Genomic DNA, 24,056 nt, shown 5'->3' on the forward strand with positions numbered 1-24,056 from the left:
CCGGCCCCGTTAGCGGAGCCGCGGCCGAAGACCAGACGATATCAGCGCGCGCCGGCCGCCAGCGCCTGACGGCGCTGCTCGAACAGGCAGATGGCGGCCGCAGCGCCCACGTTGAGCGACTCGACCGCGGCCATGTCATGGGGAATGCGCAGTTTGAGCCGCGCCGCCGCCAGCAAGCCGGCCGCTACGCCCTGCCCTTCGTGGCCGAAGACCCACGCACAGCGCTCGGGCAGGCGCCCCCCATACAGGTCCTGGGCCCCTTCCAGGGCCGTCGCCACCAGCGGCACGTGCAGGGCCGGCAGCAGCGCCTGCAAGTCCACGTGCTCGTGGATCGCCAGGGCGAAGTGCGCCCCCTGGCCGCTGCGCAGCACCTTGGACGACCAGGCGGCCGCAGTGCCGGTGGCCAGGAACACGCGTTTGACGCCGGCGGCCGCACAGGTGCGCAGCAAGGTGCCGACATTGCCCGGGTCCTGGATCCGGTCGAACAGCACACAATTCTCGTCCACCGCCTCGGGCAGGGACGGCAGCGGCGGCGTCACCACGAAGGCCACGCCCTGCCCGCTTTCCACGCTGGCCAGCGCCTGCATCAAGCGCGCATCCAGCGCCAGACAACGGTCGCGCGGCACCGCGGCCGCCAGCGCCGCGATATCGGGCTGCGACAGCCGCTCGACGTCGAAGATGGCCTGGTCCGGCGCGCCATGATGCTGCAGCCACGCCTGGCACAGGTGCACGCCGTCCAGCAGCACGGGCGCGCCGCGCTTGCCGGCGGTGCCCGCCAGCTTGACGAGCGCCTTGACCGCGGGATTGTCGCGGGAACTGATGTGTTTCATGAAACCAGGCCGAAGGCCTTGATGGGCGCGAAACTGCGGCGATGCTCGGCGCAGGGGCCGTGTTCGCGCAGCATCTGCAGGTGCAGCGCGGTGCCGTAGCCCTTGTGCTGGTCGAAGGCGTATTGCGGATAGAGCGTATGCAAACGCAGCAGATCGGCATCGCGCGCGGTCTTGGCCAGGATCGACGCGGCGGAGATGGCTGGCACCAGGGCGTCGCCCTTGATCACCGTCTGCACCGTGCAACCCAGCTTGGGCGCCTGGTTGCCGTCCACCAGCGCCAACTGGGGCGCCATCGACAGGCCTTCGACGGCGCGGCGCATCGCCAGCATGGTGGCGCGCAGGATGTTCAGGCTGTCGATCTCGGCCACGCTGGCGCTGGCCACGCACCAGGCCAAGGCATGCGCCTGGATCTCGAGCGCCAGCGCCTCGCGCGTGGCGGCCTTGAGCACCTTGGAATCGGCCAGGCCGTCGATAGGACGCGCCGGGTCCAGGATCACGGCGGCCGCATACACGGCGCCCGCCAGCGGACCGCGGCCCGCCTCGTCGACGCCCGCAGTCACCAGCGCCGGCTGCGCGGGTGCGGCGAACAGATCAGGCTGCTCCACCGGCCACCTCCAGGATCGCCTGGGCGGCAAGCGCCGGCGTATCGCGCAGCAGTTCCTGATGCAAGGCCGTGAAGCGCGCCTCGATGCGGGCCGCCAAGGCCTCGTCGGTCAGGGCCGTCCAGGTGGCTTCGGCCAGCTTTTCCGGCGTGGCATCGTCCTGCAACAGCTCCGGCACGGCAAAATCGCGCAACAGCACGTTGGGCAGGCCGACCCATGGCAGGTAGGGCCGCTCCTGTCCGGACTTCCAAGCCATGATGCGACGCATCAGCGGCGACAGCACGTAGGAAATCACCATGGGCCGCTTGTACAGCGCGGTTTCCAGGGTGGCGGTGCCACTGGCCACCAGCACTGCGGTGCTGGCTTCCATCACCGACCAGGCCACCGGAGCCTGGCGATCGCCATCGGCGCCATGCAGGTCCTGCGCGGTGACGCAGCGCAGCCCCGGCACCGGGTACTTGGCCAGGATCGCCTGGAATTCCGCGCGGCGCTGGTCGTTGACCATGGGCACCACACATTGCAACGCCGGATCGCGCTTGTGCAATAGCTGCGCGGCCTGCAGGAAGCGCGGCGCCAGCAAGCGGATTTCGGACGAACGGCTACCCGGCAGGATCGCCAGCACCCGCGCGTCCGGATCGATGCCCAGCCGCGCGCGTGCGGCGGCGCGGTCCGGTTGCATCGGCACGGCGCCGGCCAGCGGATGGCCGACGTAGGTGACCGGGATGCCTTCCTTGCGGTAGATATCTTCCTCGAACGGGAACAGCACCAGCATGTGCGAGACCGATTCGCGGATCTTGTGGATGCGGTCGTAGCGCCAGGCCCATATCGACGGGCCGACGAAATGCACGGTCGGCGTGCCGGCCTGGCGCAATTGATGCTCCAGGCGCAGGTTGAAATCGGGCGCGTCGATGCCGACGAACACCGACGGCGGTTCGGCCAGCCAGCGGCGCGACACGTCACGGTAGGTGCGCAACAGGCTGGGCAGGCGCTTGAGGGCGTCGACGTAGCCGAACACCGTCAGCGCATGCATCGGGTGCCAGGTATCGAAATCGCGCGCCTGCATCTGCGGGCCGCCGATGCCTTCGCACCGCACGCCCGGGGCGCGCTGCTGCAGACCGGCAATGATGCGTCCGGCCAGCAGATCGCCCGAGGGCTCGCCGGCCACCATGCCGATCCGCATGTTCATGGGCGGATGATGCCGCGCGAAGCGACGTCGAGGAAATCCAGCAGGGTCTGCAGGTGCTCGGCGACTTCGGGTTCGGCCTGCTGGCGGGCGCGCAGCTCCGCGCGCGCCTCATCCAGCGGCAGGCCGCGGCGATAGATGATCTTGTAGGCGTCACGCAGCGCCGACACCTGGGCCGGCGTGAAGCCGCGGCGCTTCAGGCCTTCGACGTTGATGCCCACCGGGCGGCACGGATTGCCCGCGGCCAGCACGAACGGCGGCGTATCCTGCATCAGCGAGCTGTTGCCGCCCGTCATGCTGTGCGCGCCGATACGCGAGAACTGGTGCACGCCGGTCAGGCCGCCGACGATGGCCCAGTCGCCCACGTGGACGTGGCCGCCCAATTGCACGGAATTGGCCAGGATGGTGTTGTTGCCGACATGGCAGTCGTGCGCGACGTGCACGTAGGCCATGATCCAGTTGTCATCGCCCAGCGTGGTGGCGCCGCCATCCTGCACCGTGCCGGTGTTAAGCGTGACGAATTCGCGCACCGTGTTGCGGTCGCCGACGACCAGCCGGGTCGGCTCGCCCTGGTACTTCTTGTCCTGCGGCATGCCGCCGATCGAGCAATACCGGTAGAAACGGTTGTCGCGCCCGATGGTGGTCACGCCATCGACCATGCAATACGGGCCAAGCTCGGTGCCGGCGCCGATCGTCACATCGGGGCCCACGACGCAGAACGCGCCGATGACCACGCTGGGGTCGATTTTCGCCGCCGGATCGACGACGGCGGTAGGATGGATGTTTCCTGCCATTTACTCTTCCAGGCTGCGGATCGCGCACATGAGCTTGGCCGACGCCGCTTCCTGTCCGTCGACCGTGGCACGCGCTTGGTACTTGCAGATGCTGCGGCTCAGGCGCTCGGCTTCGACCTCGATGCGCAATTGATCGCCCGGCACCACCGGCCGGCGGAAACGCGCGCCATCGATACCCACCAGGTAATACGCCGTCTTGGCGCCTTCGCACTTCAGGCCGCCGTTTTCGTCCGTGAACGAGAACAGCGCCGAGGCCTGGGCCATGGCTTCCACGATGAGCACGCCCGGCATCACCGGATGGTGGGGAAAGTGGCCGTTGAAAAACGGCTCGTTGATCGAGACATTCTTGATGGCGACGATGGACTTGCCGGGCACCATTTCGACGACGCGATCAATCAGCAGCATCGGGTAACGATGCGGCAGCCTCTCCATGATCCCCTTGATGTCGAGTTCCATTTTTCTGTGAATTCCTGCGAAATGAAGTAAATCTTGCGGCGCCGGACGCACCCGGGCGGCGTCAATGCGCCCTAGTCTTTTTCCAGCGTCCGCACGCGGCGGCGCAATTGCGCCAACTGTTGTATCACTGCGGCGTTGCGCTGCCATTCGCCGTGATCCGCATACGGGTACACCCCGGTGTAGCGGCCAGGCTTGGAAATATTGGAGGTCACCGCGGTACCGCCCGAAATGTGCACGTCGTCGACCAGCGTCAGGTGTCCGGACAGCATCGCGGCGCCACCGATGGTGCAGCGCTCGCCGATGGTGGTGGAACCCGCCACGCCCACGCAGGCCGCGATCGCGGTATGCCTGCCGATGCGCACGTTGTGTGCCACCATGATCTGGTTGTCGAGCTTGACGCCGTCGGCGACCAGCGTGTCCTCGAGCGCGCCGCGGTCGATGGTGGTGTTGGCGCCGATCTCGACGTCATCGCCCACCGACACACCGCCCAGCTGGGGAATCTTGCCCCAGGCGCCCTGCCCCAGCGACGGATCCGGCGCGAAGCCGAAACCATCCGCCCCCAGCACCGCGCCACTGTGGATGATGGCGCGGGCGCCGACCTTGACGCCTTCATACAGCGTGACATTCGCATGCAGGCGGCTGTCGGGACCGATCGAGGATGCGGCGCCGATGACACAGCCCGCCCCCAGCACCGTGCCTCGCCCGATGCGCGCCCCGGACTCGATGACGCAATTCGGACCAATACGCACGTCCGCCTCGATCTGCGCATCAGGCGCGACCACCGCCGACGGATGCGTGGCAGCAGCCTGGGCTGGACGCCGGGCGGCGTCGAACCATTGCGCCACCCGGGCATACAGCAAATAGGGATGCTTGCAGATGACCAGCGTGAAACGCGGCCGGTCGGCACCGGCGGCAGCCAGCGTCTCGGCCACATCGGCCGAGACGATCACCGCCCCCGCCTGGGTGGTCGCGAGTTGGCTCTGATACTTGGGATTGGCCAGGAAGCTGATCTCCTGGCCGCCCGCCGAGGCCAGGGTACCGATACCGCGGACCCGCAAGGGCTCCGCGCCGGCCGGCGCGCTGATGCGCCAGTCCATGCCCTGGGTATCGGCGGCGCTCAACAACGCTTCAAGCGTCGGCGCGCGGGCAAGATCCAGTAGAACCGGCATACGGCGACTGCGACTTACTTGCCCAGGCTCTGGATCACCTTGTCGGTGATGTCGATGCGCGGGTTGACCGTCACGGCGTCCTGGATGATCAGGTCGTAGTTTTCCTGTTCGGCGATGCGCTTGATGGCCTCGTTGGCCTTCGTCACGATGCTGGAAAACTCTTCGTTGCGGCGGCGGTTGAAGTCTTCCTGGAATTCACGGCGCTTGCGCTGCAGATCGGTGTCCAGGTTGGACAGTTCACGCTGGCGCTTGACGCGGTCCGATTCCGACAGCACGGGAGCGTCCTTGTCGAACTTTTCGGCTTGCGAGCGCAGGGTGGAGTTCAGGCGCTGGAGCTCGTCGTCGCGCTTCTTGAATTCGGCTTCGATCTTGCTTTGCGCGGTCTTGGCGGGGCCGGACTCACGCAGGATCCGCTCGGTATTGACGAAGCCGATCTTGGTGCCTTGCGCCTGAGCGGGTACCGCCGCGACGGAACCGAGGATGAGCGCACCCACCAGGGCAATGGAGCCGCCCAGCTTGCCACGGCGGCTGGCACGCGGCGTATTCGATGATTTAAGTGCGAAGTCAGACATCATGAAAATCTCACCTTCCAGTAAGGCAAAGCCAAAGTGTGTATTGTGCCACTAAACGACAGAGGGGCCGGGCCGGGGGGCCCTGCCCTTGTTTTCAAGCGTAACGCCGACGCTCAGAACCCGGTCCCGATCTGGAACTGGAAGCTCTGCTTGTCGTCGCCTGCCTTGGCGTTGAGCGGCCGGGCGTACGACAGCTGCAGCGGGCCCATCGGCGATTGCCACGACAGGCCGATACCGGCCGAGAAACGCCAGCCGCAAGGATCCTCGACCTCGCTGCCCGGCTTGCCGCCGGTGCAAGACAGGCCGCTGCCGGCGCCGACCTGGCCCGCGTCGCTGAAGATGAACCAGCGCAGCGTGCGATCCTTGGACGCGCCCGGGAACGGCAGATACAACTGCGCGTTCGCCACGATGCGGCGCGAACCACCCAGGTAGTCGCCCGTGACCGGGTCGCGCGGACCCAGCGACGAACCTTCGTAGCCGCGCACCGTGCCGATACCGCCGGCGTACACGTCCTTGATGATCGGGTAGTCCTTGCCGCCGTAGCTCTGGCCCCAGTCGACCATGCCGTTCAGCGCCAGGGTGTACGAGCCGCCCAGCGGGATGAAGTACTGTTGCTGGCCGGTGAGCATGTAGTACTTGAGGTCGACCGTCGAGAAGTCGCTCTTCAAGCGGGTGTACGAACCCTTGGTCGGCGCCAGGGCGCTGTCGCGGGTGTCGTTGGACCAGCCGGCGGTGAAGATGACCGAGTTGGTCGAGTCGCCGTACTGATTGACGAAGTTGCGGTAGGCCAGCGGCGAATTCGAGAACAGATCGATCTGGTTGCGTTCGAGGTTGGCGCCCAGGAAGATCCGGTCGTATTCCGAGATCGGCACGCCGAAGTTCATGCCCAGACCCATGGACTTGACGCGATAGTCGCCGTCGTTGTTGTTCCAGGGCTCGGTCACGCGGTAGTACGCGGACGTGGTGCGGCTGATGCCGTCCTTGGTCCAGTACGGGTCGGTATGCGACAACACCACCGCGCGGTTGCTCTTGCTGGTGTTCAGTTGCAGCGTCAGGTTGGTGCCGCTGCCGAACACGTTGTCTTCGCTGATGCCGGCCGACAGGATCGCCTTCTCGGACGAACCGTAGCCCACGCCCAGGTTGATCATGCCGGTGGGCTTTTCCTTGACATCGACGTTGACATCGACCTGGTCGGGCGAGCCCGGCACCGGATCGGTCTTGACATTGACGTCACTGAAGTAGCCCAGGCGGTCGACACGGTCGCGCGAGGTCTTGATGTCCTTGGCGTCGTACCAGGCGGCTTCCTGTTGGCGCATTTCGCGGCGCACGACCTCGTCGCGGGTGCGCGTGTTGCCGCCGATCTGGATGCGGCGCACGTAAACCCGGCGGCTCGGATCGACGTAGAACGTCAGGTCGGCCTCATGCTTGGCGCGGTCGAGCTGCGGGTTCGGGTTGACGTTGGCGAAGGCGTAGCCCAACTCGCCCAGGTAGTCGGTGATGGCCTTGGCCGAATTGTTGGCCTTGGCCGCCGAGAACGTCTCGTCCGGCTTGACCTGCACCAGGGCGTTGATTTCCTTGTCCAGGCCGAGCAGGTTGCCGGCCAGCTTGACGCTGCGCACCTTGTACGGCTCGCCCTCATGGACGGTAATGGTGATGCGGATGTCCTTGCGGTCCGGCGAGATCGTGACCTGCGGCGGTTCGACCGTGAATTCGAGGTAACCGCGATCGAGATAGAACGAACGCAGGCGTTCCAGGTCGCCCTCGAGCTTTTCGCGCGAATACTTGTCGGTATCGGTGTACCAGGTCAGCCAGCCCGGCGTGGTCAGCTTGAATTCGTCGAGCAGGTCGCTTTCGGAGAAGGCCTTGTTGCCGACGAAGCGGATTTCCTGGATGCGGGCCACCGAGCCTTCGAACACGTCGAAGCTCACGCCCACGCGGTTACGCGGCAGCGGCGTCACGGTGGAAGTCACCTCGACGCCATACTTGCCCTTGGACAGGTATTGCTGCTTGAGTTCGTATTCGGCGCGCTCGAGCATGGAGCGGTCGAAAATGCGGCCCTCGGCGAAACCGACCTGCCCCAGCGACTTGGTGATGGCCTTGGAATCGAATTCGCGCATGCCGTTGAAATTCACGGATGCGATCGTGGGACGTTCCTGGACCACCACCACCACGACATTGTTGTCGGTCTGGATCTGCACGTCGGTGAAGAAGCCCGTGCCGTACAGGCGGCGGATCGCCTCGGTGGCTTCTTCTTCGGTGAATTTCTCACCTACCTTGACCGGCAGATAACCAAAGACGGTGCCGGCGTCGGTACGCTGGATCCCCTCCACGCGGATATCCCGCACGACAAAAGGCTCGAAAGCATGAGCCATGCCCGGCAGCAGCAATGCGGCGATCAGGCTCGGCACTACGCCCGGCAGTACACCCTTTTTGTGATGAAACATCCGGCGAAAAGACATCCTTGAGTATCCTCGGTCGTGCAAATGGCGGGGGATTTTATGCTAATTGGCGCTTATGTGAACAGGCGCGTGAAATCATTGAACAGCGCAAGCCCCATCAGGCTTGCCAATAAACCAATGCCTGCGCGCTGTCCGATATCGATCCACCGTGCGGGAGGCGGACTGCCCCGCACAATTTCGACGAGATAGTACAGCAGATGCCCCCCGTCCAGCATAGGAATAGGCAGCAAATTTAGTACGCCCAGGCTGATACTGATCAACGCGATATAAGCGATATACGCAACAATGCCGATCCGGGCGGTCTGGCCGGCATAGTCGGCGATGGTCACGGGACCGCTGACATTGCGCCAGGACACGTCGCCCGTCACCATGCGGCCCATCATGCGCAGCGAGAACAGCGCCGTGTCCCAGGTGCGGACCGTGCCTTGCCACAGGCTGTCGAGCACGCCGTAGCGCACCGTCACCATGGGCACGTCGCCGCCCAGCTGCACGCCCAGGCGGCCGATGACCTGGCCATTGACCGTCTCGGGGCGCGGCGTGACATTGACAGTGACCTGGGCGCCCTCACGCGACAGCGTCAGCGCCAGCGTCTTGCCGGCGCTCTCCTGGATCTGTTTGACCAACGCGCCGGTGTCGGGGGTGGGCTGGCCGTCCACGGCCAGGATCAGGTCGCCCGGGCGCAAGCCGGCCGCCTTTCCCTCGCCGCCATCGTTGACGACCCGCACCGCGGGCTTGGGCTGGGCCAGGCGGATGCCGGCAGCTGCCAGCGGGTCGCCGCCGGCCGGGTCCATGGCGTTGGCCGGCAAGACCAGTTCGCGCTGTTGCGCGCCCCCGCCAGGCGTGCCGACTTCGATGCGGGCACGGCCGCCGGTGGCCATCAGGTCCATCAGGCGCCAGCGGGCGTCAGACCACGACGCCACCTCCTGGCCGTCGATGGCCAGGATGCGGTCGCCCGCGACCAGGCCCGCGCGCGCAGCGGGCGTGTCGGCAGCGGGCGGCGCGATCACGGCGACCGGTTCCTGGGTGCCGGCCAGGTTCAGGCCGGCATACAGGAAGACCGCGAGGATCAGATTGAAAATGGGACCGGCCGCGACGATGGCGATGCGCTTGCCGACGGATTTGTTGTTGAAGGCGGTGGCGGCTTCCGCCGCGCTGGCGCCGGCCGGGGCGTCGTCCTGCATCTTGACGTAGCCCCCCAGGGGCAGCGCCGACAAGGCCCACTCGGTGCCATGCCGATCAGTGCGGCGCAGCACCACCTTGCCGAAACCAACCGAAAATCGCAGCACTTTGACACCGCACAGGCGCGCCACCCAGTAGTGCCCCAACTCATGGAAAATGATCAGGGAGCCAAGCGCCACGGCAAAGGCCAGCAGGGTGAAAAGCATCGAGGTCAGGAAATCCAGGAATCAGCGGCGATGCGGGCCCAGGTGGCCCGAACTGCCGGGGGTTGCCATCCGGGCGGCGTCACGCCAGACCCAGGTTTCCGGCGTAAACGCGCGCGGCCGCATCCAGCGCCAGCACATCGTCAAGACTGTTGAGCGTAACAGATGATTGCCCCACCTGCCACTCCAGGGTCGCCTCGATCACGCGCGCGATCCAGGTGTACCCAAGGCGCCCCGCCAGGAAGGCCTCCACCGCCACCTCGTTGGCGGCATTCAGGGCGATGCAGGCGCCCTGCCCGGCCCGCAGCGCCGCGAACGCCAGCGCCAGGCAGGGAAAACGCGCCAGATCGGGCTGCTCGAAATCGAGCCGGCCCAGGCGGGCCAGGTCCAGCGCGCCCACCCCGCTGTCGAGCCGCTGGGGAAATCCCAGACCATAGGCGATCGGCGTGCGCATGTCAGGCTGGCCCAGTTGCGCCAGGATCGAGCCGTCGTCGTATTCCACCATGGAGTGGACCACGCTCTGCGGATGCACCACCACCTCGATGCGATCGGCCGGCATGGCGAACAGCCAGTGCGCCTCGATCACCTCCAGCCCCTTGTTGAGCATGGTGGCCGAATCGACTGAAATCTTGCGGCCCATGCTCCAGTTGGGATGGGCGCAGGCCTGCGCCGGCGTGACCTCGTGCAGGTCCTCCAGGTCGCGGCCGCGGAACGGGCCGCCCGAGGCGGTCAGCAGCAGCCGGCGCACCCCGGGCGCTGGCGCATCCGGCGCGCCGGCCCGGCCGCCATGCGGCAGGCACTGGAAAATCGCATTGTGCTCGCTATCGATCGGCAGCAATTCGGCGCCGTTGTCACGAATGGCCTGCATGAACAGCGAGCCGGCCGCCACCAGCGCTTCCTTGTTGGCGAGCAGCACGCGCTTGCCCTGCCGTGCCGCCGCCAGGGCGGCCGGCAGACCGGCGGCGCCAACAATGGCGGCCATGACCGCATCGCAGTGCGGATCGGCCGCCGTATCGGCCAGGGCCTGGGCGCCAACGCGGATCTCGGGCATGGCCTGTCCCGCCGGCCAGGCCGCAACGAACTGCCGGCGCGCCTCGGCGTCGGGTACCACCACCACCGCGGCACGGCTCGCCAGCGCCTGTTCGGCCAGGCGCTGCATGCGGCTGTAGGCGGACAGGGCATACACCGCCAGCCGGTCAGGATGGCGGGCGATCACATCCAGCGTGCTCTCGCCGATCGAACCCGTCGACCCCAGCACCACGACGCGTTGAAAAGCCGTCAAAACAACACTCCAGACAAAATTAGCGCGAACGGCGCGACCGGGAGAATGGCGTCGATACGGTCGTAGACGCCCCCGTGGCCAGGCAATAGCGCGCTCGAATCCTTGCGGCCGGCGCGGCGCTTGAGCAGCGATTCGAACAGGTCGCCCACGATGGACAGCACGCCCAGCAGCGCGGCGATCGGCAACGCCAGCCAGAACGACCAGCGCGCCACCAGGGCGTGGCCATAGGTGCCGTCCCAGAGGCTCGACAGGCCGATCCAGATGACCGCGCCCAGCACGCCGGCCACGGCGCCGGCCACGGTCTTGCCCGGACTGACCCGCGGCGCCAGTTTACGCTTGCCGAACGCGCGGCCGGCGAAATAGGCCGCGATATCGGCGACCCAGACCAGCGCCAGCAGCGACACCACGAACACGGCGCCTTGCGCCATATACCATTGCGCCAGCACCGCCCAGGCCACGAAAGCGGCCGGCACCGAGAACAACGACCACGCCAGGCTGGCGGGCGCCGCGTCCGAATGGCCGCGCACCACGGCCGTGGTGGCGCCCAACAACCAGACGACCGCCACCAGCGGAGTCGCGTAGCGCAGGATCCAGCCGGGATCGGTCAGACCGGCGCGGTTGCCCGCCAGCCACGCCGATGCCAGGCCCAGCATGGCCGCGAACAGCAGGACGGGAATGCCCGCGGCAAGCAGGCGCGAGGGCGGCTGCGGCAGCGTCAGGCGCAGCCACTCCCAATTGGCGCAGGCCGCGGCCAACGCCAGCAAGGCCACAAACCACCAGGGGTTGGCACTGATCATCGCGGCGGCCAGGACGGCGAGCAGGATGACGGCGGTAACGATACGCTGGCCCAACATATGACGATCTCCTCAGGGTCGACCCGGCGCCGCCGCGCGCGGCAGGGTCGCCGGACTATTTTTCGCCGCTCTCGCTGAGCTGGGCACTGGTGCGCCCGAACCGGCGCTCGCGCGTCCGGTACCACTCGAACGCCTGGCGCAATTCATCCGCGCCGAAGTCCGGCCAGTAGCGGTCGGTGAAATAGAACTCCGCGTACGCCATCTGCCAGATCAGGAAATTGGAAATGCGCTGTTCGCCGCCGGTGCGGATGAACAGGTCGGGCTCAGGCGCCCAGGACATGGAAAGATGCCGCGCCAGCCGTTCTTCGTCGACCAACTGCGGTTGCGTGGCCAGCGCGGGCTCGGCCGCCAGCATCGCGCGGGTGGCCTGCAGGATGTCCCAGCGGCCACCATAATTGGCGGCCACCGTCAGGTGCAGGCGGTCATTGTGGGCGGTGCGGGCCTGGGCCGCGAAGATCAGCTCCTGCAGGCGCGGCTCGAAGGCCGACAGGTCGCCGATGACGTGCAGGCGCACGCCCTGCTCTTCCAGCTTGCCGACCTCGCGCTCGAGCGCCTGCACGAACAGGCGCATCAGCAGCGACACTTCCTCGGCCGGCCGGCGCCAGTTTTCGGAGCTGAAGGCGAACAGCGTCAGATAGCGCACCCCGGCCCGGCCGCAGGCCTCGACCACGCGGCGCACCGCCTGCACGCCCTTGGCATGCCCCGCCGTGCGCGGCAGCAGGCGCCGCGTCGCCCATCTGCCATTGCCATCCATGATGATGGCCACGTGCTCCGGGATGTCGCGGGTAGCGGGAACCGCCTGGGTAGAACTGGTTGCCATGGGTCTGGGGAGCGCCGTCGACCGGCGTAAAACTGGGAAAACGGGAAAAACCCGCGCCGTCGATCCATCGCCGCACAGGCGTGCCGCGATGGATAGGACGGCGCGAAAGCAGGAATCCTGGTGCCGGGCAGCCCAACCAGCCCGCCCGGCATTGCAAGGATTATACGGTCATGATTTCCGCTTCTTTTTGGGCGACCATCTTGTCGATGTCGGCCACGTTGCGGTCCGTCAGCTTCTGGACGTCGTCCTGGGCGCGACGCTCGTCGTCCTCGGAGATTTCCTTGTCCTTGACCAGCTTCTTCAAGGTGTCGTTGGCTTCGCGGCGCAAGTTGCGCACGGCCACCTTGGCGTCCTCGCCTTCGCTGCGCACGACCTTGGTCAGGTCGCGACGGCGCTCTTCGGTCAGCGCCGGCATCGGCACGCGGATGGTGTCGCCCATGGACATGGGATTGAGGCCCAGGTCCGACTCGCGGATGGCCTTCTCGATCGCGGCGGCCATGCTCTTTTCGTAGGGCTGGACGCTGATGGTGCGCGCGTCGATCAGGTTCACGTTGCCGACCTGGCTGATCGGCACGGGCGAACCGTAGTACTCGACCTGCACGTGGTCCAGGATACCGGTATGGGCACGGCCCGTGCGGATCTTGGCCAGGTTGGTCTTGAGCGTGTCAAGCGACTTGGCCATCCTGGCTTCGGCGGATTTGCGGATTTCTGCGACGCTCATGGATTTTCCTTTTCTTTAAACGTGTACCAACGTGCCTTCGTCTTCGCCGCTGACGACGCGCTTGAGCGCGCCCGACTTATTGATCGAAAACACCTTGATCGGCAGCTTCTGGTCGCGGCACAGCGCGAACGCGGTGGCGTCCATGACTTCCAGGCGGCGGACGATGGCCTCGTCGAAGCTGATGCGCGCATAGCGCGTGGCGGCAGGATCCTTGTTGGGATCCGCGCTGTAGATGCCGTCGACCTTGGTGGCCTTCAGCACGATCTCCGCACCGATCTCGGCGCCACGCAGGGCAGCCGCGGTGTCGGTCGTGAAGAAGGGGTTGCCGGTGCCCGCGGCGAAGATGACGACCTTGCCTTCTTCGAGGTAGCGCAGGGCCTTGGGGCGGATGTACGGCTCGACGACCTGGTCGATGTTCAGGGCCGATTGCACGCGGGTGTCGATCCCCTTGTGCTTGAGCGCGTCCTGCAGGGCAAGCGCGTTCATGATGGTGGCCATCATGCCCATGTAGTCGGCGGTAGCGCGGTCCATGCCCTGCGCGCCCGGGGCGACGCCACGGAAAATGTTGCCACCGCCGATGACGATGGCCAATTCGACGCCGGTGGCGGCGACTTCGGCGATCTCATCGGTCATGCGGACGATGGTGGCGCGATTGATGCCGAATGCATCGTCGCCCATCAGCGCCTCGCCGGAAAGTTTGAGAAGAACCCGTTTGTATGATCTGCTGCTCATAGGTGATATCCCGAAGAACATTCCGACGAAAGTGTAAGACAAGAAATAGGCCGGACTAGAATAATCTAGCGCCGGCCTCTAAGCACTACCCTGAGATCAGGCGCGGCCGGCGGCGGCGGCGGCAACCTCAGCGGCGAAGTCGCTGGTCTTCTTCTCGATACCTTCGCCGACGACGAACAGCACGAACTTGCTGATCGAGGCGCCCTTGGCCTTGAGCATCTGTTCGACGGTGTTCTTGTCGTCCTTGACGAACGGTTGCGACAGCAGCGTCACTTCCTTCAGGAACTTCTGCACCGAGCCTTCGACCATCTTGGCGACGATTTCAGCCGGCTTGCCCGATTCGGCGGCCTTCTGCTCGGCGACCGAGCGTTCGGCGGCGATGTCGGCCGGGTTCACGCCGTCGGCGTTCAGGGCCTTCGGCTTGGTCGCGGCGATGTGCATCGCCAGGTCCTTGCCCACTTCCTCGGCGCCCGAGTACTCAACCAGCACGCCGATACGGCCGCCGTGCACGTAGCTGGCCAGCGCGTTCGGGGTCTCGATGCGCTCGAAGCGGCGGATCGCCATGTTTTCGCCGATCTTGCCGATCAGGGTGGTGCGGGTCGACTCGACCGTGCCGTCGCCGTAGGGCAGCGCCGACAGGGCGGCCACGTCGGCGGGATTCTGCGTGGCGACCAGCTCGGCCAGCTTGTTCACGAAGGCGACGAAGTCGTCGTTCTTGGCAACGAAGTCGGTTTCGCAGTTCACTTCGATGACGGCGCCTTGCTTGGCGTCGGCCGAGATGAACAGGCCGATCAGGCCCTCGGCGGTGACGCGGGCGGCGGCCTTGCTGGCCTTGTTACCCAGCTTGACGCGCAGGATTTCTTCCGCGCGGGCCAGGTCGCCTTCGGCTTCCGTCAGGGCCTTCTTGCACTCCATCATGGGCGCATCGGTCTTTTCGCGCAGTTCCTTGACCAGGGCGGCGGTAATTTCAGCCATGTTAGCTCCAAATTTTGCTAAGACATGCCCCGGCGGGCCGGGGCAGTGGTGTGATTCGATGAGACGTCCGCTAGCGGCGGATGAGGAAGGTGGGAACCCACCTTCGCACTGCCGGCGAGGCGGGGGTACGCCGCTATCCGCGACCGCCCCCGGACACTAACCGCCGGACATGACAGCAGGCTTAGGCCTGGTTGTCCTGCACTTCGACGAACTCTTCCTGGCCTTCGCCGATTTCCTCGACCAGACCGTTCAGGTTCTGTTCGCGGCCTTCCAGCACGGCGTCGGCGATGCCCTTGGCGTACAGCGCGATGGCCTTGGCCGAGTCGTCGTTGCCGGGGATGACGTAGTCGATGCCTTCGGGCGAGTGGTTGGTGTCAACCACGGCGACCACGGGGATGCCCAGGGTCTTGGCTTCGGCGATGGCGATCTTGTGGTAGCCGACGTCGATCACGAACATGGCATCGGGCAGGCCGTTCATGTCCTTGATGCCGCCGATCGACTTGTTCAGCTTTTCCAGTTCGCGCTGGAACAGCAGGCCTTCCTTCTTGATCATGCGCTCGGCGCCGCCTTCGGCGACGACAGCTTCCATGTCCTTCAGGCGCTTGACCGAGGTCTTGACCGTCTTGAAGTTGGTCAGCATGCCGCCGAGCCAGCGGGCGTCAACGAAGGGCATGCCGCAACGGGCGGCTTCGGCGGCGACCAGCTCGCGGGCTGCGCGCTTGGTGCCGACGAACAGGATGTTGCCACCGCGAGCAGCCAGCTGCTTCACGAACTTGGTGGCTTCCTGGTACTTATCAACCGTCTTTTCCAGGTTGATGATGTGAATCTTGTTGCGATGGCCGAAGATGAAGGGGGCCATCTTGGGGTTCCAGTAGCGGGTCTGGTGACCAAAGTGGACACCCGCTTCCAGCATTTCGCGCATCAAAGACATAACTTTCTCCAAGGGTTGATTTCTTGCGCCGCACCTGCATCAGCCTATGGCTGACACCCTGGGTGGTGTTGCGCGCGATTTCCCGCGACCACGCGGGATGATAGATAACGATTTTAACCGGGCCGGCCGATCACTGCCGCAATACTCCGACGCTGCCGGGCATGTGCCCCGCGCGCCTGCTGCTACGCTGCCGCGATAAACCCAGACGGCCGCCACGACAAGGCGCCTTGCCCCGCACGCACGCATCGCGCCGTCCGACCCGCCAGGAAATTCCTGGCAGTTTCTTCCAGCGCACCCGGACCTGTTTTGTTGGCAGCGACATCCCGTTCACTCACGCCCTGGTTTTCAACCCCCCTGGCTTTTCAACCAGACGGTTTTTGACCATGCCGCGCATCAGTCGCCGGGGGCGGTTCTTCAGGAAAATCCCCAGAAACTGGAAACCTTCCAAGAACTTAAGCCGGCAGCCACTCTGAACCTGCATCACTGCTCGAAAACATGACCGGGCTTGCGAGCACGCAGCGCCCCGACCTGTGTCGATGCAACCTCCCACCGCCCCGGCCCGCTGCCCTCTTTCGCCCGTTGCGCCGCCATGCCTCCCGGAAGCTGGCGACTGGCCCGAACCCCCACCACAACCTTCGCTTGCGATGAAACTCCGAAGCCCGCCACCGATCTCACAAGAAGCGGTGTGGCCCAACGTACTAAATCAGACAACCAACCGGGTGTGGCCTGGATGATTCCATCCCCACCCGCCGGGATCGGCGCTTGCCGCTACCCAGATTGCTCCCCAAAATTTTAGGGAAGCCTATAATTCTACTATTCTTTCAAGCAGACATTCAAGCGAGATCCGTCAGTCATTCCATGGGCACTATTACCAATCCGGCCGACCTGGCCAAGATGCGCGCGGCCTGCCAGGACGCCGCCAAAGTCCTCGATTTCATCACCCCCTACGTCAAGCCTGGCGTCACCACCGGGGAATTGGACCGTCTCTGCCTGGAATACCTGACCGACGAACTCAAGGTGAAATCCGCCACGGTCGGTTACGCCCCGCCCGGCTACCCGCCGTTCCCGGGTGCCATCTGCACCTCGGTCAATCACCAAGTGTGCCACGGCATCCCCGGCGACAAGGCCCTGAAAAACGGGGACTCGCTCAATATCGACGTCACCATCATCAAGGATGGCTGGTTCGGCGACACCAGCCGCATGTACGCCGTGGGCGAGCAATCGATCCTGTCGCGCCGCCTGACCGAGATCACTTTCGAGTGCATGTGGAAAGGCATCCAGCAGGTCAAAAACGGGGCCACATTGGGCGACGTCGGCAACGCCATCCAGAAGCACGCCGAGGCCAACGGCTTCTCGGTGGTGCGCGAATTCTGCGGCCACGGCATCGGCCAGCGTTTCCATGAAGACCCGCAGGTGCTGCACTATGGCAAGCCGGGCACGGGCGTGAAATTGGTGACGGGCATGCTGTTCACCATCGAGCCGATGATCAACGCCGGCCGCCGCGAGATCCGCCAGTTGTCCGACGGCTGGACGGTCGTGACCCGCGACCACAGCCTGTCGGCGCAATGGGAGCATGCTATCTGCGTCACCGACACCGGCTACGAGGTTCTGACCCTGTCGCCCGGCATGCCCCAGCCGCCCGCCTTCATCACCGAACCGATCGTCATTCCCGCCGTCTGACCCCGGCCCGCCCGCCACCATGACCGCCGACATCCTCAGCACCCTGCGCGAACGCATTCAGGAATCCCGGCGCGCCGCGGTGGTCCAGTTCCGCGAGCACGAACGCCCCGACACCCTGCTGGGCGAACTGCGCCGCATCGTCGATGCGGCCCTGCGCGACCTGGTCAAGCATTACCCGCTGCCGGCCGGCGCCACGCTGGCGGCGGTGGGCGGCTACGGCCGCGGCGAACTGTACCCGCACTCGGACGTCGATCTGCTGATCCTGCTGCCGCACGTGCCCACCGGCGAAGATGAATCCGCCATCGAGCGCCTGGTGGCCGCGCTCTGGGACCTGGGCCTGGAGCCGGGCCACAGCGTGCGCACCATCGAAGACTGCGAGCGCGAAGCCGACGCCGACATCACGGTCGAGACGGCGCTGCTCGAATCCCGCTGGCTGGCGGGCAGCCGCGCGCTGATGAAGAAATTCGAGGCCGCCACCCAGTCGCGCCTGGACGCGCGCGCCTTCTTCCGCGCCAAGCGCGTCGAGATGCAGCAGCGCCACGCCCGCTACCAGGACACGCCTTACGCGCTGGAACCCAATTGCAAGGAATCGCCCGGCGGCCTGCGCGATCTGCAAGTGATCCTATGGATGGCGCGCGCGGCCGGCTTCGGCGAGACCTGGCGCGCCGTGGCGCAGGCCGGCCTGCTGACGCCCTCCGAGGCGCGCGACCTGCGCAAGGCCGAGCAGGCCTTCAAGCGTCTGCGCATCGAACTGCACCTGCTGGCCCGGCGCCGCGAAGACCGCGTGCTGTTCGACCTGCAACCGGCCCTGGCCGAGGTCTACGGCATCCACGCCACCGCCACGCGCCGCGGCAGCGAGCTGCTGATGCAGCGTTATTACTGGGCCGCGCGCCTGGTGACGCAGCTCAATGGCATCCTGGTGCAGAACATCGAGGAGCGGCTGTTCCCGCGCCCCGACAGCGACGCGCGCGACATCGACGACGACTTCCGCAATCTGCGCGATCGCCTCGACATCATCCGCGACGATGGCTTCGAGCGTAACCCCACGCTGCTGCTGCGCGCCTTCCTGGTGATGCAGCAGCATCCCGAATTGACCGGCATGTCGGCGCGCACGCTGCGCGCCATCTGGCACTCGCGCCACCGCATCGACGCGCAGTTCCGCCGTAATCCGGTCAACCGCAAGCTGTTCCTGCAGATCCTGCAGCAGCCGCGCGGCATCGTGCACGAGCTGCGCCGCATGACCATGCTGAACATCCTGCCGCGTTACCTGCCGGTGTTCCGCCGCATCGTCGGCCAGATGCAGCACGACCTGTTCCACGCCTATACGGTGGACCAGCACACGCTGGCGGTGGTGCGCAACCTGCGCCGCTTCACCATGCCCGAGCACGCCCAGGAATATCCGCTGGCCAGCCAGCTGATCGCCGGCCTGGACCGCCATTGGCTGCTGTACGTGGCGGCCCTGTTCCACGATATCGCCAAGGGCCGCGGCGGCGACCACTCCGAGCTGGGCGCGCGCGAGGTGCGCAAGTTCGCCCACGACCACGGCATGGAGCCCGAAGACGCCAGGCTGGTGGAATTCCTGGTGCGCCAGCACCTGCTGATGTCGGCCGTGGCGCAGAAGCGCGACCTGTCCGACCCGGCCGTGATCCAGGAATTCGCCGCCACGGTCAAGGATGAACGCCACCTGACCGCGCTCTACCTGCTGACGGTGGCCGATATCCGCGGCACCAGCCCCAAGGTGTGGAACGCCTGGAAGGGCAAGCTGCTCGAAGACCTGTACAAGCTGACGCTGGCCGCGCTGGGCGGCGCCCATGCCGACGCCCATACGGTGCTGACCGAACGCAAGGAAGAGGCCGCGCGCCTGACGCGCCTGACCGGCCTGCGCGACGACGCCCGCGAAGCCTTCTGGAACCAGCTCGACGTGGCCTATTTCCTGCGCCACGACGCCTCCGACATCGCCTGGCACACGCGCCACCTGTACCACCAGGTGGCGCCGGACCATGCGGTGGTGCGGGCCCGCCCCACCGAGCACGGCGAAGGCCTGCAGATCATGGTCTACACCCGCGACGCGCCCGACCTGTTCGTGGCGATCTGCGGGTATTTCGATGCCAAGTCGCTGTCGGTGCAGGATGCCCGCATCCACACCACCCGCCACGGCTGGGCCCTGGACAGCTTCATCGTGCTGCTGCCCGAGGGCGCCAGCGACCTGCGCGCGCAGGCCACGCTGGTCGAACACGAACTGGCCGAGCGCCTGAAGGACGCCAAGGCCGAGGCCCAACCCGGCCGCGGCAGCCATTACGGTCGTGCGCGCCAGTCGCGCATGTCGCGCGTGTTCCCGATCATGCCGCAGGCCGAGCTGCAGCCCGACGAACGCAGCACCTCCTGGCGCCTGTCGGTCACCGCCACCGACCGACCCGGCCTGCTGCACGCCCTGGCGCGGGTCTTCGCCAGCCACGAGGTGAACCTGCTGATGGCCAAGATCATGACGCTGGGCGACCGGGTGGAAGACGTGTTCATCGTCGACGGCGCGGCGCTGGCGCGCCCGCGCAGCCAGATGCAGTTCGAACGCGACATCCTGGACGCGCTGGCCGGCGACGAGGCCCGGCAGCAGGCCGCCTGAGGCCATCGGCGAGTCATCGCCAGACCGCCGCCGACCGCATACAATCCGGTTTTCGGCTTGGCGATACCTGGGATGGAGCTAAACGAATACCTGCGGGTGCTGGGGGCCAGCTTCTTCTTTGCGCTGGCCACGTTGCTGCCGTTCCTGAATCCGCCGGCCATCGCCCCCATCTTCCTGTCGCTCACCGAAGGCGCCTCGTCGGCGACCCGCACGGTGCTGGCCAAGCGCGTCGCCATCAACGTCGGCCTGATGCTGATCGTGGCCATGGTGGCCGGCAACGTGCTGCTGAGCTTCTTCGGCATCTCGCTGTCGATCGTGCGGGTGGGCGGCGGCATGCTGGTGATCGCCAGCGCCTGGCGGCTGGTGAATTCCCCCGACGCCGACACCGAGCGGGTCGCGCGCATGGCCGAATCATTCACCCCCGAGATGGCCAAGTCCCGGGCCTTCTATCCCCTGACCTTCCCCATCAGTTGCGGCCCCGGCTCGATCGCCGCGGCCATCACGGTGGGCGTGTCGCTGCGCGACCAGAACCACTTGCTGAGCCTGCTGCGGCTGGGCGGCTCGATCCCCGGCATCGTGGTCGTTTCGCTGACGCTGTACGTCTGCCTGCGCTTTGCCGCACAGATGCTGCACCGGCTGGGCGATAATGGCACCGCTGTATTCATGCGCATGTCGGCCTTCATCATGCTGTGCCTGGGCGTGCAGATCTTCTGGGAAGGCTCGCGCGAACTGCTGCTCGGCGTCTTGCAGCAGGTCATGCAACCAATTCCGATTCCCAAAGCCTAACGGCCTGGCGGCCGCACACCGGCCATCCCCGCGCACCCGCCCGTGCGAACCCTTATCTTGCAACAACCATGACTTCTCGTTCAGAACGCCTGCTCCGCCTGATCGCCCTCTTCTGCTTCGGCGCCGTCGGCATCGCCCTGGTTTCCCAGTATGTCTTCGACATGCCGCCGTGCGCCTGGTGCGTGCTGCAGCGCCTGATCTACCTGGTGATCGGCGTCATCGCCCTGGTCGGCGGCTTCGGCGGCGGCCGCGCGCTGACGCGCCTCTGCGCCGCCCTGGCGGCCCTGCTGTCGGTCAGCGGCATCGCCGCGGCCTGGTACCAGTACACCGTGGCCGCCAAGATGCTGTCCTGCGACCAGACCTTCGCCGACCGCTTCATGACCGGCATCGGCCTGGATGGCGGCGTGCCGTGGCTGTTCGGCATCTATGCCACCTGCATGGACGCGGTGGTGCCGGTGCTGGGCATCGAGTACGCGCTGTGGAGCCTGGCGCTGTTCGTGATCCTGCTGGCCATGGCCCTGCCCGCTGTCTTTGGCCGCGGCCGCGCCGCCTGAGCCGCGCCGCCGGCTTGGCAGCCCGGACGCCCGCGCGTCCGCCAGCGCCCGGCCCCGCCGCTTTCCTGACGCCATGAAATACCTCACCGGCTATCCCGAACCGCTGCTGGCGCAGGCCCGCGCCCTGCTCGACCAGGGCAAGCTCGGGCCCGCGCTGCGCGCCCGCTACCCCGGTGGCGCGCATGGCGTGCGCACCGACAAGGCGCTGTACGACTATGTGGTGGACCTGAAGAACACCTATATCCGCAACGGCGCGCCGCTCAGCAAAATCGCCTTCGACAGCAAGATCCATGTGATCCAGCATGCACTGGGCCAGCACACCTTCATCTCGCGGGTCCAGGGCGGCAAGCTCAAGGCCAAGCACGAAATCCGCGTGGCCACGCTGTTCAAGGCGGTACCGCAGGAATTCCTGAAGATGATCACGGTGCACGAACTGGCGCACCTGAAGGAAAAGGAACACAACAAGGCCTTCTACAACCTGTGCCGGTTGATGGAGCCGCAATACCACCAGTACGAGTTCGACCTTCGCTTGTACCTGACCCACCTTGAAGCCTGCGGCGACAGTCTGTGGTGAGTGCTTTGCGTTGTGTGTAAAGCACGCGGGCACTCAGTTCTTCATTGAACGCCGTGCAAGTGGAAAGATCTGCCGCGTGATTCATTCCGTCGCCTGCGCGAAACGAATCACGCTGCCATGCAGAAGCAGTGGAGACAGCAGCCTTTCCAATCTGCTTTTTCAACGGCATCAAGTTACTTGCAACGACCCCTTGGCCCCCATCAGCAGGTCAATCACGTCTGGTGCGGTGATGACGCTGAAGCGTGGATCCATTTGTTCGGAACTCATTCCGTTGTGGATCATGCACGCGCCGCAGATCGCAATTCGTCCACCCTTTTCCATGAATTTCTCCAGCAAACTGGCAACCGGCTCGAACGGCTTTCCGATATCCATACCCGCCGCTGCGCCCGGTTTGCCCAGTTCGACGGCCTCCACCATCAAAATGATGGTCGCCGTATGCCCCTTGAGCAGCGCGTTGAGCGCCATGGTGAACGTCACGGTTACCTTGTTGGGGTTGCTCTTTCCGTCAAAAACGGTCGCAACGAAATCCGAAGTTTGCATGATCAAGTCCTTGTTTATATCGAATGGATGCGGGAAAGTCCGGGCCGCAGCGCCCGCACAGTGAGGCAATAAAACCCGATCTCGGCGTGTGGCGCCTCGTGTCCGCTATTGGGCAACAGCGGAAGGCGCGGAACTGCCGGTCGGCGCCAAGCACTCGCTGAAAGCCGCCACGGCGTTCGGGGCGCACCTCGCGGAGAGGCCACCGCCCATGCGGATAGCCACGCCCCGGGCCACGCCGAAGCCCTGAAAACCTGAACCTGAGCAACGGATTGCATAAGCAATGTCCTGCCTTGGAGTTTTGGAAGAGATGCTTTGACTATTTATTAGATTATGCTAAATTAGAAAAAAATGAAATATAAATCACCATGACGCTCAACCCAAAAGACCAATCGTTTTTGCAGGAGGGTGCGGCCAAGGCTGCGGCCATGCTGCGGGCCGTCGGCAACGAACACCGCCTGCTCGTTCTCTGCCTCTTGATCGAACATGGAGAAATGACCGTCGGCGCGCTGCACGAGTACGTGGCGCTGAGCCAATCGGCCTTGTCCCAGCACCTGGCCAAGATGCGCGAGGAAGGTCTGGTGGCCTACCGACGCGAGTCACAGACCCTGCACTATCGAATTGAAAACCCGGATGTGACCAAGCTCATCGCGACGCTCAAGACCATCTTCTGCCCATGACCCGCCACCGGAGACCGCCATGTCCCTGAAATCCATCTCGCCCCAAGCCGCCAGCGAACTCATGAACCAGGGTGCTGTCTTGGTGGACATCCGTGCCGCGGACGAACACGCCCGCGAACGCATCGCAGCGGCGCGCCATGTGTCCATGGACCGCCTGCAAAGCGGCGGCATGCCACTCGACGACGCGTCGACCGTCATCTTCCATTGCCGCTCAGGCAACCGGACGCGGGTGAACGCGTCGGCGCTGAGGGCCTGCGTGGCCTGCGACGCCTACGTGCTTGAAGGCGGGCTGGATGCCTGGAAGAAGGCGGGGCTGCCCGTTGTGGCCGATGCCTCGCAGCCGCTGGAGCTGCAGCGGCAGGTGCAGATCGCCGCAGGCTCGCTGATCGTGCTCGGGGCAGTGCTGGGTGCCACGGTCTCGCCCTGGTTCCATGCGCTCTCAGGCTTCGCGGGGGCCGGGCTTGTTTTTGCGGGTGTCTCGGGGTTCTGCGGGCTCGCCCGCGTGCTCATGCGCATGCCTTGGAACCGCAACGCGCTGGCCGGGTGAGCGTCTTGCCGTTAGCCGTATTCACCCCTGTCTGGCTTCGGTTTTTGTTTGAATGACTCAGGAGAAACCATGAAATTCAATGTCGGCGGCTTGGACCGCATCCTTCGCATCGTCATCGGCCTCGTCCTCATCGCACTGGCGGCCACCGGCACCGTCGGCTGGTGGGGCTGGCTGGGCGTCATCCCACTCCTGACAGGGGTGGTGCGCTTTTGCCCGCTGTATTCGCTGATCGGCATCAACACCTGCCCTCTCAAGGCTAAGGGGTAAGTGCCGGGGGGCTTCACACGTGAACTGCCCCCCGAAAGTTGGACGAAAT

The 24,056-nt window shown here is 65.7% G+C and carries 25 protein-coding genes; 8 read left to right on the forward strand and 17 right to left on the reverse strand.

Annotation, left to right across the window (positions count from 1 at the left end; translation table 11 throughout):
* Positions 1-41 precede the first annotated feature (41 nt).
* The 16 genes from K2W61_RS24280 to rpsB all read right to left on the reverse strand — a co-directional run bounded on the left by K2W61_RS24280 (position 42) and on the right by rpsB (position 15,762).
* The gene (locus tag K2W61_RS24280) at positions 42-830 is read right to left on the reverse strand and encodes a TrmH family RNA methyltransferase (RefSeq protein ID WP_236756738.1); all 789 of its coding nucleotides are present in this window, start codon (positions 828-830) and stop codon (positions 42-44) included.
* A complete protein-coding gene (gene rnhB / locus K2W61_RS24285; protein WP_175135097.1) occupies positions 827-1,435 on the reverse strand; it encodes a ribonuclease HII in 609 nt (202 codons plus the stop codon). The genes K2W61_RS24280 and rnhB overlap by 4 nt, the downstream gene beginning before the upstream one ends.
* The gene (gene lpxB, locus K2W61_RS24290) at positions 1,422-2,618 is read right to left on the reverse strand and encodes a lipid-A-disaccharide synthase (RefSeq protein WP_175135096.1); all 1,197 of its coding nucleotides are present in this window, start codon (positions 2,616-2,618) and stop codon (positions 1,422-1,424) included. Before lpxB ends, rnhB begins: the two co-directional genes overlap by 14 nt.
* Positions 2,615-3,409, reverse strand: coding sequence for an acyl-ACP--UDP-N-acetylglucosamine O-acyltransferase (lpxA, locus tag K2W61_RS24295; RefSeq protein ID WP_236756739.1), 795 nt, complete (start codon positions 3,407-3,409; stop codon positions 2,615-2,617). Before lpxA ends, lpxB begins: the two co-directional genes overlap by 4 nt.
* Positions 3,410-3,865 carry a 3-hydroxyacyl-ACP dehydratase FabZ gene (fabZ, locus tag K2W61_RS24300; RefSeq protein ID WP_175135094.1) on the reverse strand — a complete coding sequence of 152 codons (456 nt, stop codon included), beginning with the start codon at positions 3,863-3,865 and terminating at the stop codon, positions 3,410-3,412.
* A gap of 71 nt (positions 3,866-3,936) precedes the next feature.
* Positions 3,937-5,034, reverse strand: coding sequence for a UDP-3-O-(3-hydroxymyristoyl)glucosamine N-acyltransferase (gene lpxD / locus K2W61_RS24305; protein ID WP_175135093.1), 1,098 nt, complete (start codon positions 5,032-5,034; stop codon positions 3,937-3,939).
* A gap of 14 nt (positions 5,035-5,048) precedes the next feature.
* Positions 5,049-5,609 carry an OmpH/Skp family outer membrane protein gene (locus tag K2W61_RS24310; protein ID WP_175135092.1) on the reverse strand — a complete coding sequence of 187 codons (561 nt, stop codon included), beginning with the start codon at positions 5,607-5,609 and terminating at the stop codon, positions 5,049-5,051.
* 110 nt (positions 5,610-5,719) lie between these two features.
* On the reverse strand, positions 5,720-8,065 hold the full coding sequence (gene bamA / locus K2W61_RS24315; RefSeq protein WP_236756740.1) for an outer membrane protein assembly factor BamA: 2,346 nt from the start codon (positions 8,063-8,065) through the stop codon (positions 5,720-5,722).
* Between the two features lie 53 nt (positions 8,066-8,118).
* Positions 8,119-9,450, reverse strand: a complete 1,332-nt coding sequence (rseP, locus tag K2W61_RS24320; protein ID WP_175135090.1) for an RIP metalloprotease RseP — start codon at positions 9,448-9,450, stop codon at positions 8,119-8,121.
* Between the two features lie 79 nt (positions 9,451-9,529).
* The gene (locus K2W61_RS24325) at positions 9,530-10,729 is read right to left on the reverse strand and encodes a 1-deoxy-D-xylulose-5-phosphate reductoisomerase (protein ID WP_175140074.1); all 1,200 of its coding nucleotides are present in this window, start codon (positions 10,727-10,729) and stop codon (positions 9,530-9,532) included.
* A complete protein-coding gene (locus tag K2W61_RS24330) occupies positions 10,726-11,583 on the reverse strand; it encodes a phosphatidate cytidylyltransferase (protein ID WP_175135088.1) in 858 nt (285 codons plus the stop codon). The genes K2W61_RS24325 and K2W61_RS24330 overlap by 4 nt, the downstream gene beginning before the upstream one ends.
* 55 nt (positions 11,584-11,638) lie before the next feature.
* Complete coding sequence (gene uppS, locus K2W61_RS24335; RefSeq protein ID WP_175135087.1) at positions 11,639-12,403, reverse strand: polyprenyl diphosphate synthase; 765 nt, start codon at positions 12,401-12,403, stop codon at positions 11,639-11,641.
* 160 nt (positions 12,404-12,563) lie between these two features.
* The gene (frr, locus tag K2W61_RS24340) at positions 12,564-13,124 is read right to left on the reverse strand and encodes a ribosome recycling factor (protein ID WP_049074267.1); all 561 of its coding nucleotides are present in this window, start codon (positions 13,122-13,124) and stop codon (positions 12,564-12,566) included.
* Positions 13,125-13,139: 15 nt separating this feature from the next.
* On the reverse strand, positions 13,140-13,856 hold the full coding sequence (gene pyrH / locus K2W61_RS24345; RefSeq protein ID WP_175135086.1) for a UMP kinase: 717 nt from the start codon (positions 13,854-13,856) through the stop codon (positions 13,140-13,142).
* Between the two features lie 96 nt (positions 13,857-13,952).
* A complete protein-coding gene (gene tsf / locus K2W61_RS24350) occupies positions 13,953-14,831 on the reverse strand; it encodes a translation elongation factor Ts (protein ID WP_175135085.1) in 879 nt (292 codons plus the stop codon).
* Between the two features lie 181 nt (positions 14,832-15,012).
* A complete protein-coding gene (gene rpsB / locus K2W61_RS24355; protein ID WP_006385201.1) occupies positions 15,013-15,762 on the reverse strand; it encodes a 30S ribosomal protein S2 in 750 nt (249 codons plus the stop codon).
* A gap of 858 nt (positions 15,763-16,620) precedes the next feature.
* Here rpsB and map point away from each other — a divergent pair.
* The 5 genes from map to K2W61_RS24380 all read left to right on the forward strand — a co-directional run bounded on the left by map (position 16,621) and on the right by K2W61_RS24380 (position 21,976).
* Positions 16,621-17,442 carry a type I methionyl aminopeptidase gene (gene map, locus K2W61_RS24360; protein WP_175135084.1) on the forward strand — a complete coding sequence of 274 codons (822 nt, stop codon included), beginning with the start codon at positions 16,621-16,623 and terminating at the stop codon, positions 17,440-17,442.
* A 19-nt stretch (positions 17,443-17,461) separates the two neighbouring features.
* On the forward strand, positions 17,462-20,062 hold the full coding sequence (locus tag K2W61_RS24365) for a [protein-PII] uridylyltransferase (RefSeq protein ID WP_236756741.1): 2,601 nt from the start codon (positions 17,462-17,464) through the stop codon (positions 20,060-20,062).
* Between the two features lie 72 nt (positions 20,063-20,134).
* Positions 20,135-20,848 (forward strand): MarC family protein, encoded by a 714-nt coding sequence (locus tag K2W61_RS24370; protein ID WP_175135082.1) that lies wholly within the window; start codon positions 20,135-20,137, stop codon positions 20,846-20,848.
* A 68-nt stretch (positions 20,849-20,916) separates the two neighbouring features.
* Positions 20,917-21,402, forward strand: a complete 486-nt coding sequence (locus K2W61_RS24375; RefSeq protein WP_175135081.1) for a disulfide bond formation protein B — start codon at positions 20,917-20,919, stop codon at positions 21,400-21,402.
* 73 nt (positions 21,403-21,475) lie between these two features.
* Complete coding sequence (locus K2W61_RS24380) at positions 21,476-21,976, forward strand: YgjP-like metallopeptidase domain-containing protein (RefSeq protein WP_175135080.1); 501 nt, start codon at positions 21,476-21,478, stop codon at positions 21,974-21,976.
* 168 nt (positions 21,977-22,144) lie between these two features.
* Here the strand turns inward: K2W61_RS24380 and K2W61_RS24385 are convergent, their stop codons facing one another.
* Positions 22,145-22,516 carry a DsrE family protein gene (locus K2W61_RS24385; protein ID WP_175135079.1) on the reverse strand — a complete coding sequence of 124 codons (372 nt, stop codon included), beginning with the start codon at positions 22,514-22,516 and terminating at the stop codon, positions 22,145-22,147.
* Positions 22,517-22,881: 365 nt separating this feature from the next.
* Here K2W61_RS24385 and K2W61_RS24390 point away from each other — a divergent pair, with 365 nt between their 5' ends.
* The 3 genes from K2W61_RS24390 (at position 22,882) to K2W61_RS24400 (ending at position 24,007) form a co-directional block, all read left to right on the forward strand.
* Complete coding sequence (locus K2W61_RS24390; RefSeq protein WP_175135078.1) at positions 22,882-23,193, forward strand: ArsR/SmtB family transcription factor; 312 nt, start codon at positions 22,882-22,884, stop codon at positions 23,191-23,193.
* Between the two features lie 19 nt (positions 23,194-23,212).
* Positions 23,213-23,740, forward strand: a complete 528-nt coding sequence (locus K2W61_RS24395) for a rhodanese-like domain-containing protein (protein ID WP_175135077.1) — start codon at positions 23,213-23,215, stop codon at positions 23,738-23,740.
* Between the two features lie 69 nt (positions 23,741-23,809).
* Positions 23,810-24,007: a YgaP family membrane protein gene (locus K2W61_RS24400; RefSeq protein WP_175135076.1), complete on the forward strand. Its 198-nt coding sequence runs from the start codon at positions 23,810-23,812 to the stop codon at positions 24,005-24,007.
* The last annotated feature ends 49 nt before the right edge of the window (positions 24,008-24,056 follow it).

This window comes from Achromobacter pulmonis (assembly GCF_021733725.1).
In the GTDB taxonomy this organism is placed as follows: Bacteria; Pseudomonadota; Gammaproteobacteria; order Burkholderiales; family Burkholderiaceae_B; genus Achromobacter; species Achromobacter pulmonis.

Bases quoted from the DNA above. Each gene is read 5' to 3' on its own strand.
- K2W61_RS24330 (WP_175135088.1), bottom strand. From the start codon at position 11,583: ATGTTGGGCCAGCGTATCGTTACCGCCGTCATCCTGCTCGCCGTCCTG.
- lpxA (WP_236756739.1), bottom strand. From the start codon at position 3,409: ATGGCAGGAAACATCCATCCTACCGCCGTCGTCGATCCGGCGGCGAAA.
- lpxD (WP_175135093.1), bottom strand. From the start codon at position 5,034: ATGCCGGTTCTACTGGATCTTGCCCGCGCGCCGACGCTTGAAGCGTTG.
- K2W61_RS24310 (WP_175135092.1), bottom strand. From the start codon at position 5,609: ATGATGTCTGACTTCGCACTTAAATCATCGAATACGCCGCGTGCCAGC.
- tsf (WP_175135085.1), bottom strand. From the start codon at position 14,831: ATGGCTGAAATTACCGCCGCCCTGGTCAAGGAACTGCGCGAAAAGACC.
- K2W61_RS24385 (WP_175135079.1), bottom strand. From the start codon at position 22,516: ATGCAAACTTCGGATTTCGTTGCGACCGTTTTTGACGGAAAGAGCAAC.
- K2W61_RS24365 (WP_236756741.1), top strand. From the start codon at position 17,462: ATGACCGCCGACATCCTCAGCACCCTGCGCGAACGCATTCAGGAATCC.
- map (WP_175135084.1), top strand. From the start codon at position 16,621: ATGGGCACTATTACCAATCCGGCCGACCTGGCCAAGATGCGCGCGGCC.
- K2W61_RS24380 (WP_175135080.1), top strand. From the start codon at position 21,476: ATGAAATACCTCACCGGCTATCCCGAACCGCTGCTGGCGCAGGCCCGC.
- bamA (WP_236756740.1), bottom strand. From the start codon at position 8,065: ATGTCTTTTCGCCGGATGTTTCATCACAAAAAGGGTGTACTGCCGGGC.
- pyrH (WP_175135086.1), bottom strand. From the start codon at position 13,856: ATGAGCAGCAGATCATACAAACGGGTTCTTCTCAAACTTTCCGGCGAG.
- fabZ (WP_175135094.1), bottom strand. From the start codon at position 3,865: ATGGAACTCGACATCAAGGGGATCATGGAGAGGCTGCCGCATCGTTAC.
- K2W61_RS24390 (WP_175135078.1), top strand. From the start codon at position 22,882: ATGACGCTCAACCCAAAAGACCAATCGTTTTTGCAGGAGGGTGCGGCC.
- K2W61_RS24395 (WP_175135077.1), top strand. From the start codon at position 23,213: ATGTCCCTGAAATCCATCTCGCCCCAAGCCGCCAGCGAACTCATGAAC.
- rseP (WP_175135090.1), bottom strand. From the start codon at position 9,450: ATGCTTTTCACCCTGCTGGCCTTTGCCGTGGCGCTTGGCTCCCTGATC.
- K2W61_RS24280 (WP_236756738.1), bottom strand. From the start codon at position 830: ATGAAACACATCAGTTCCCGCGACAATCCCGCGGTCAAGGCGCTCGTC.
- K2W61_RS24400 (WP_175135076.1), top strand. From the start codon at position 23,810: ATGAAATTCAATGTCGGCGGCTTGGACCGCATCCTTCGCATCGTCATC.
- rpsB (WP_006385201.1), bottom strand. From the start codon at position 15,762: ATGTCTTTGATGCGCGAAATGCTGGAAGCGGGTGTCCACTTTGGTCAC.
- uppS (WP_175135087.1), bottom strand. From the start codon at position 12,403: ATGGCAACCAGTTCTACCCAGGCGGTTCCCGCTACCCGCGACATCCCG.
- lpxB (WP_175135096.1), bottom strand. From the start codon at position 2,618: ATGAACATGCGGATCGGCATGGTGGCCGGCGAGCCCTCGGGCGATCTG.
- K2W61_RS24375 (WP_175135081.1), top strand. From the start codon at position 20,917: ATGACTTCTCGTTCAGAACGCCTGCTCCGCCTGATCGCCCTCTTCTGC.
- frr (WP_049074267.1), bottom strand. From the start codon at position 13,124: ATGAGCGTCGCAGAAATCCGCAAATCCGCCGAAGCCAGGATGGCCAAG.
- K2W61_RS24370 (WP_175135082.1), top strand. From the start codon at position 20,135: ATGGAGCTAAACGAATACCTGCGGGTGCTGGGGGCCAGCTTCTTCTTT.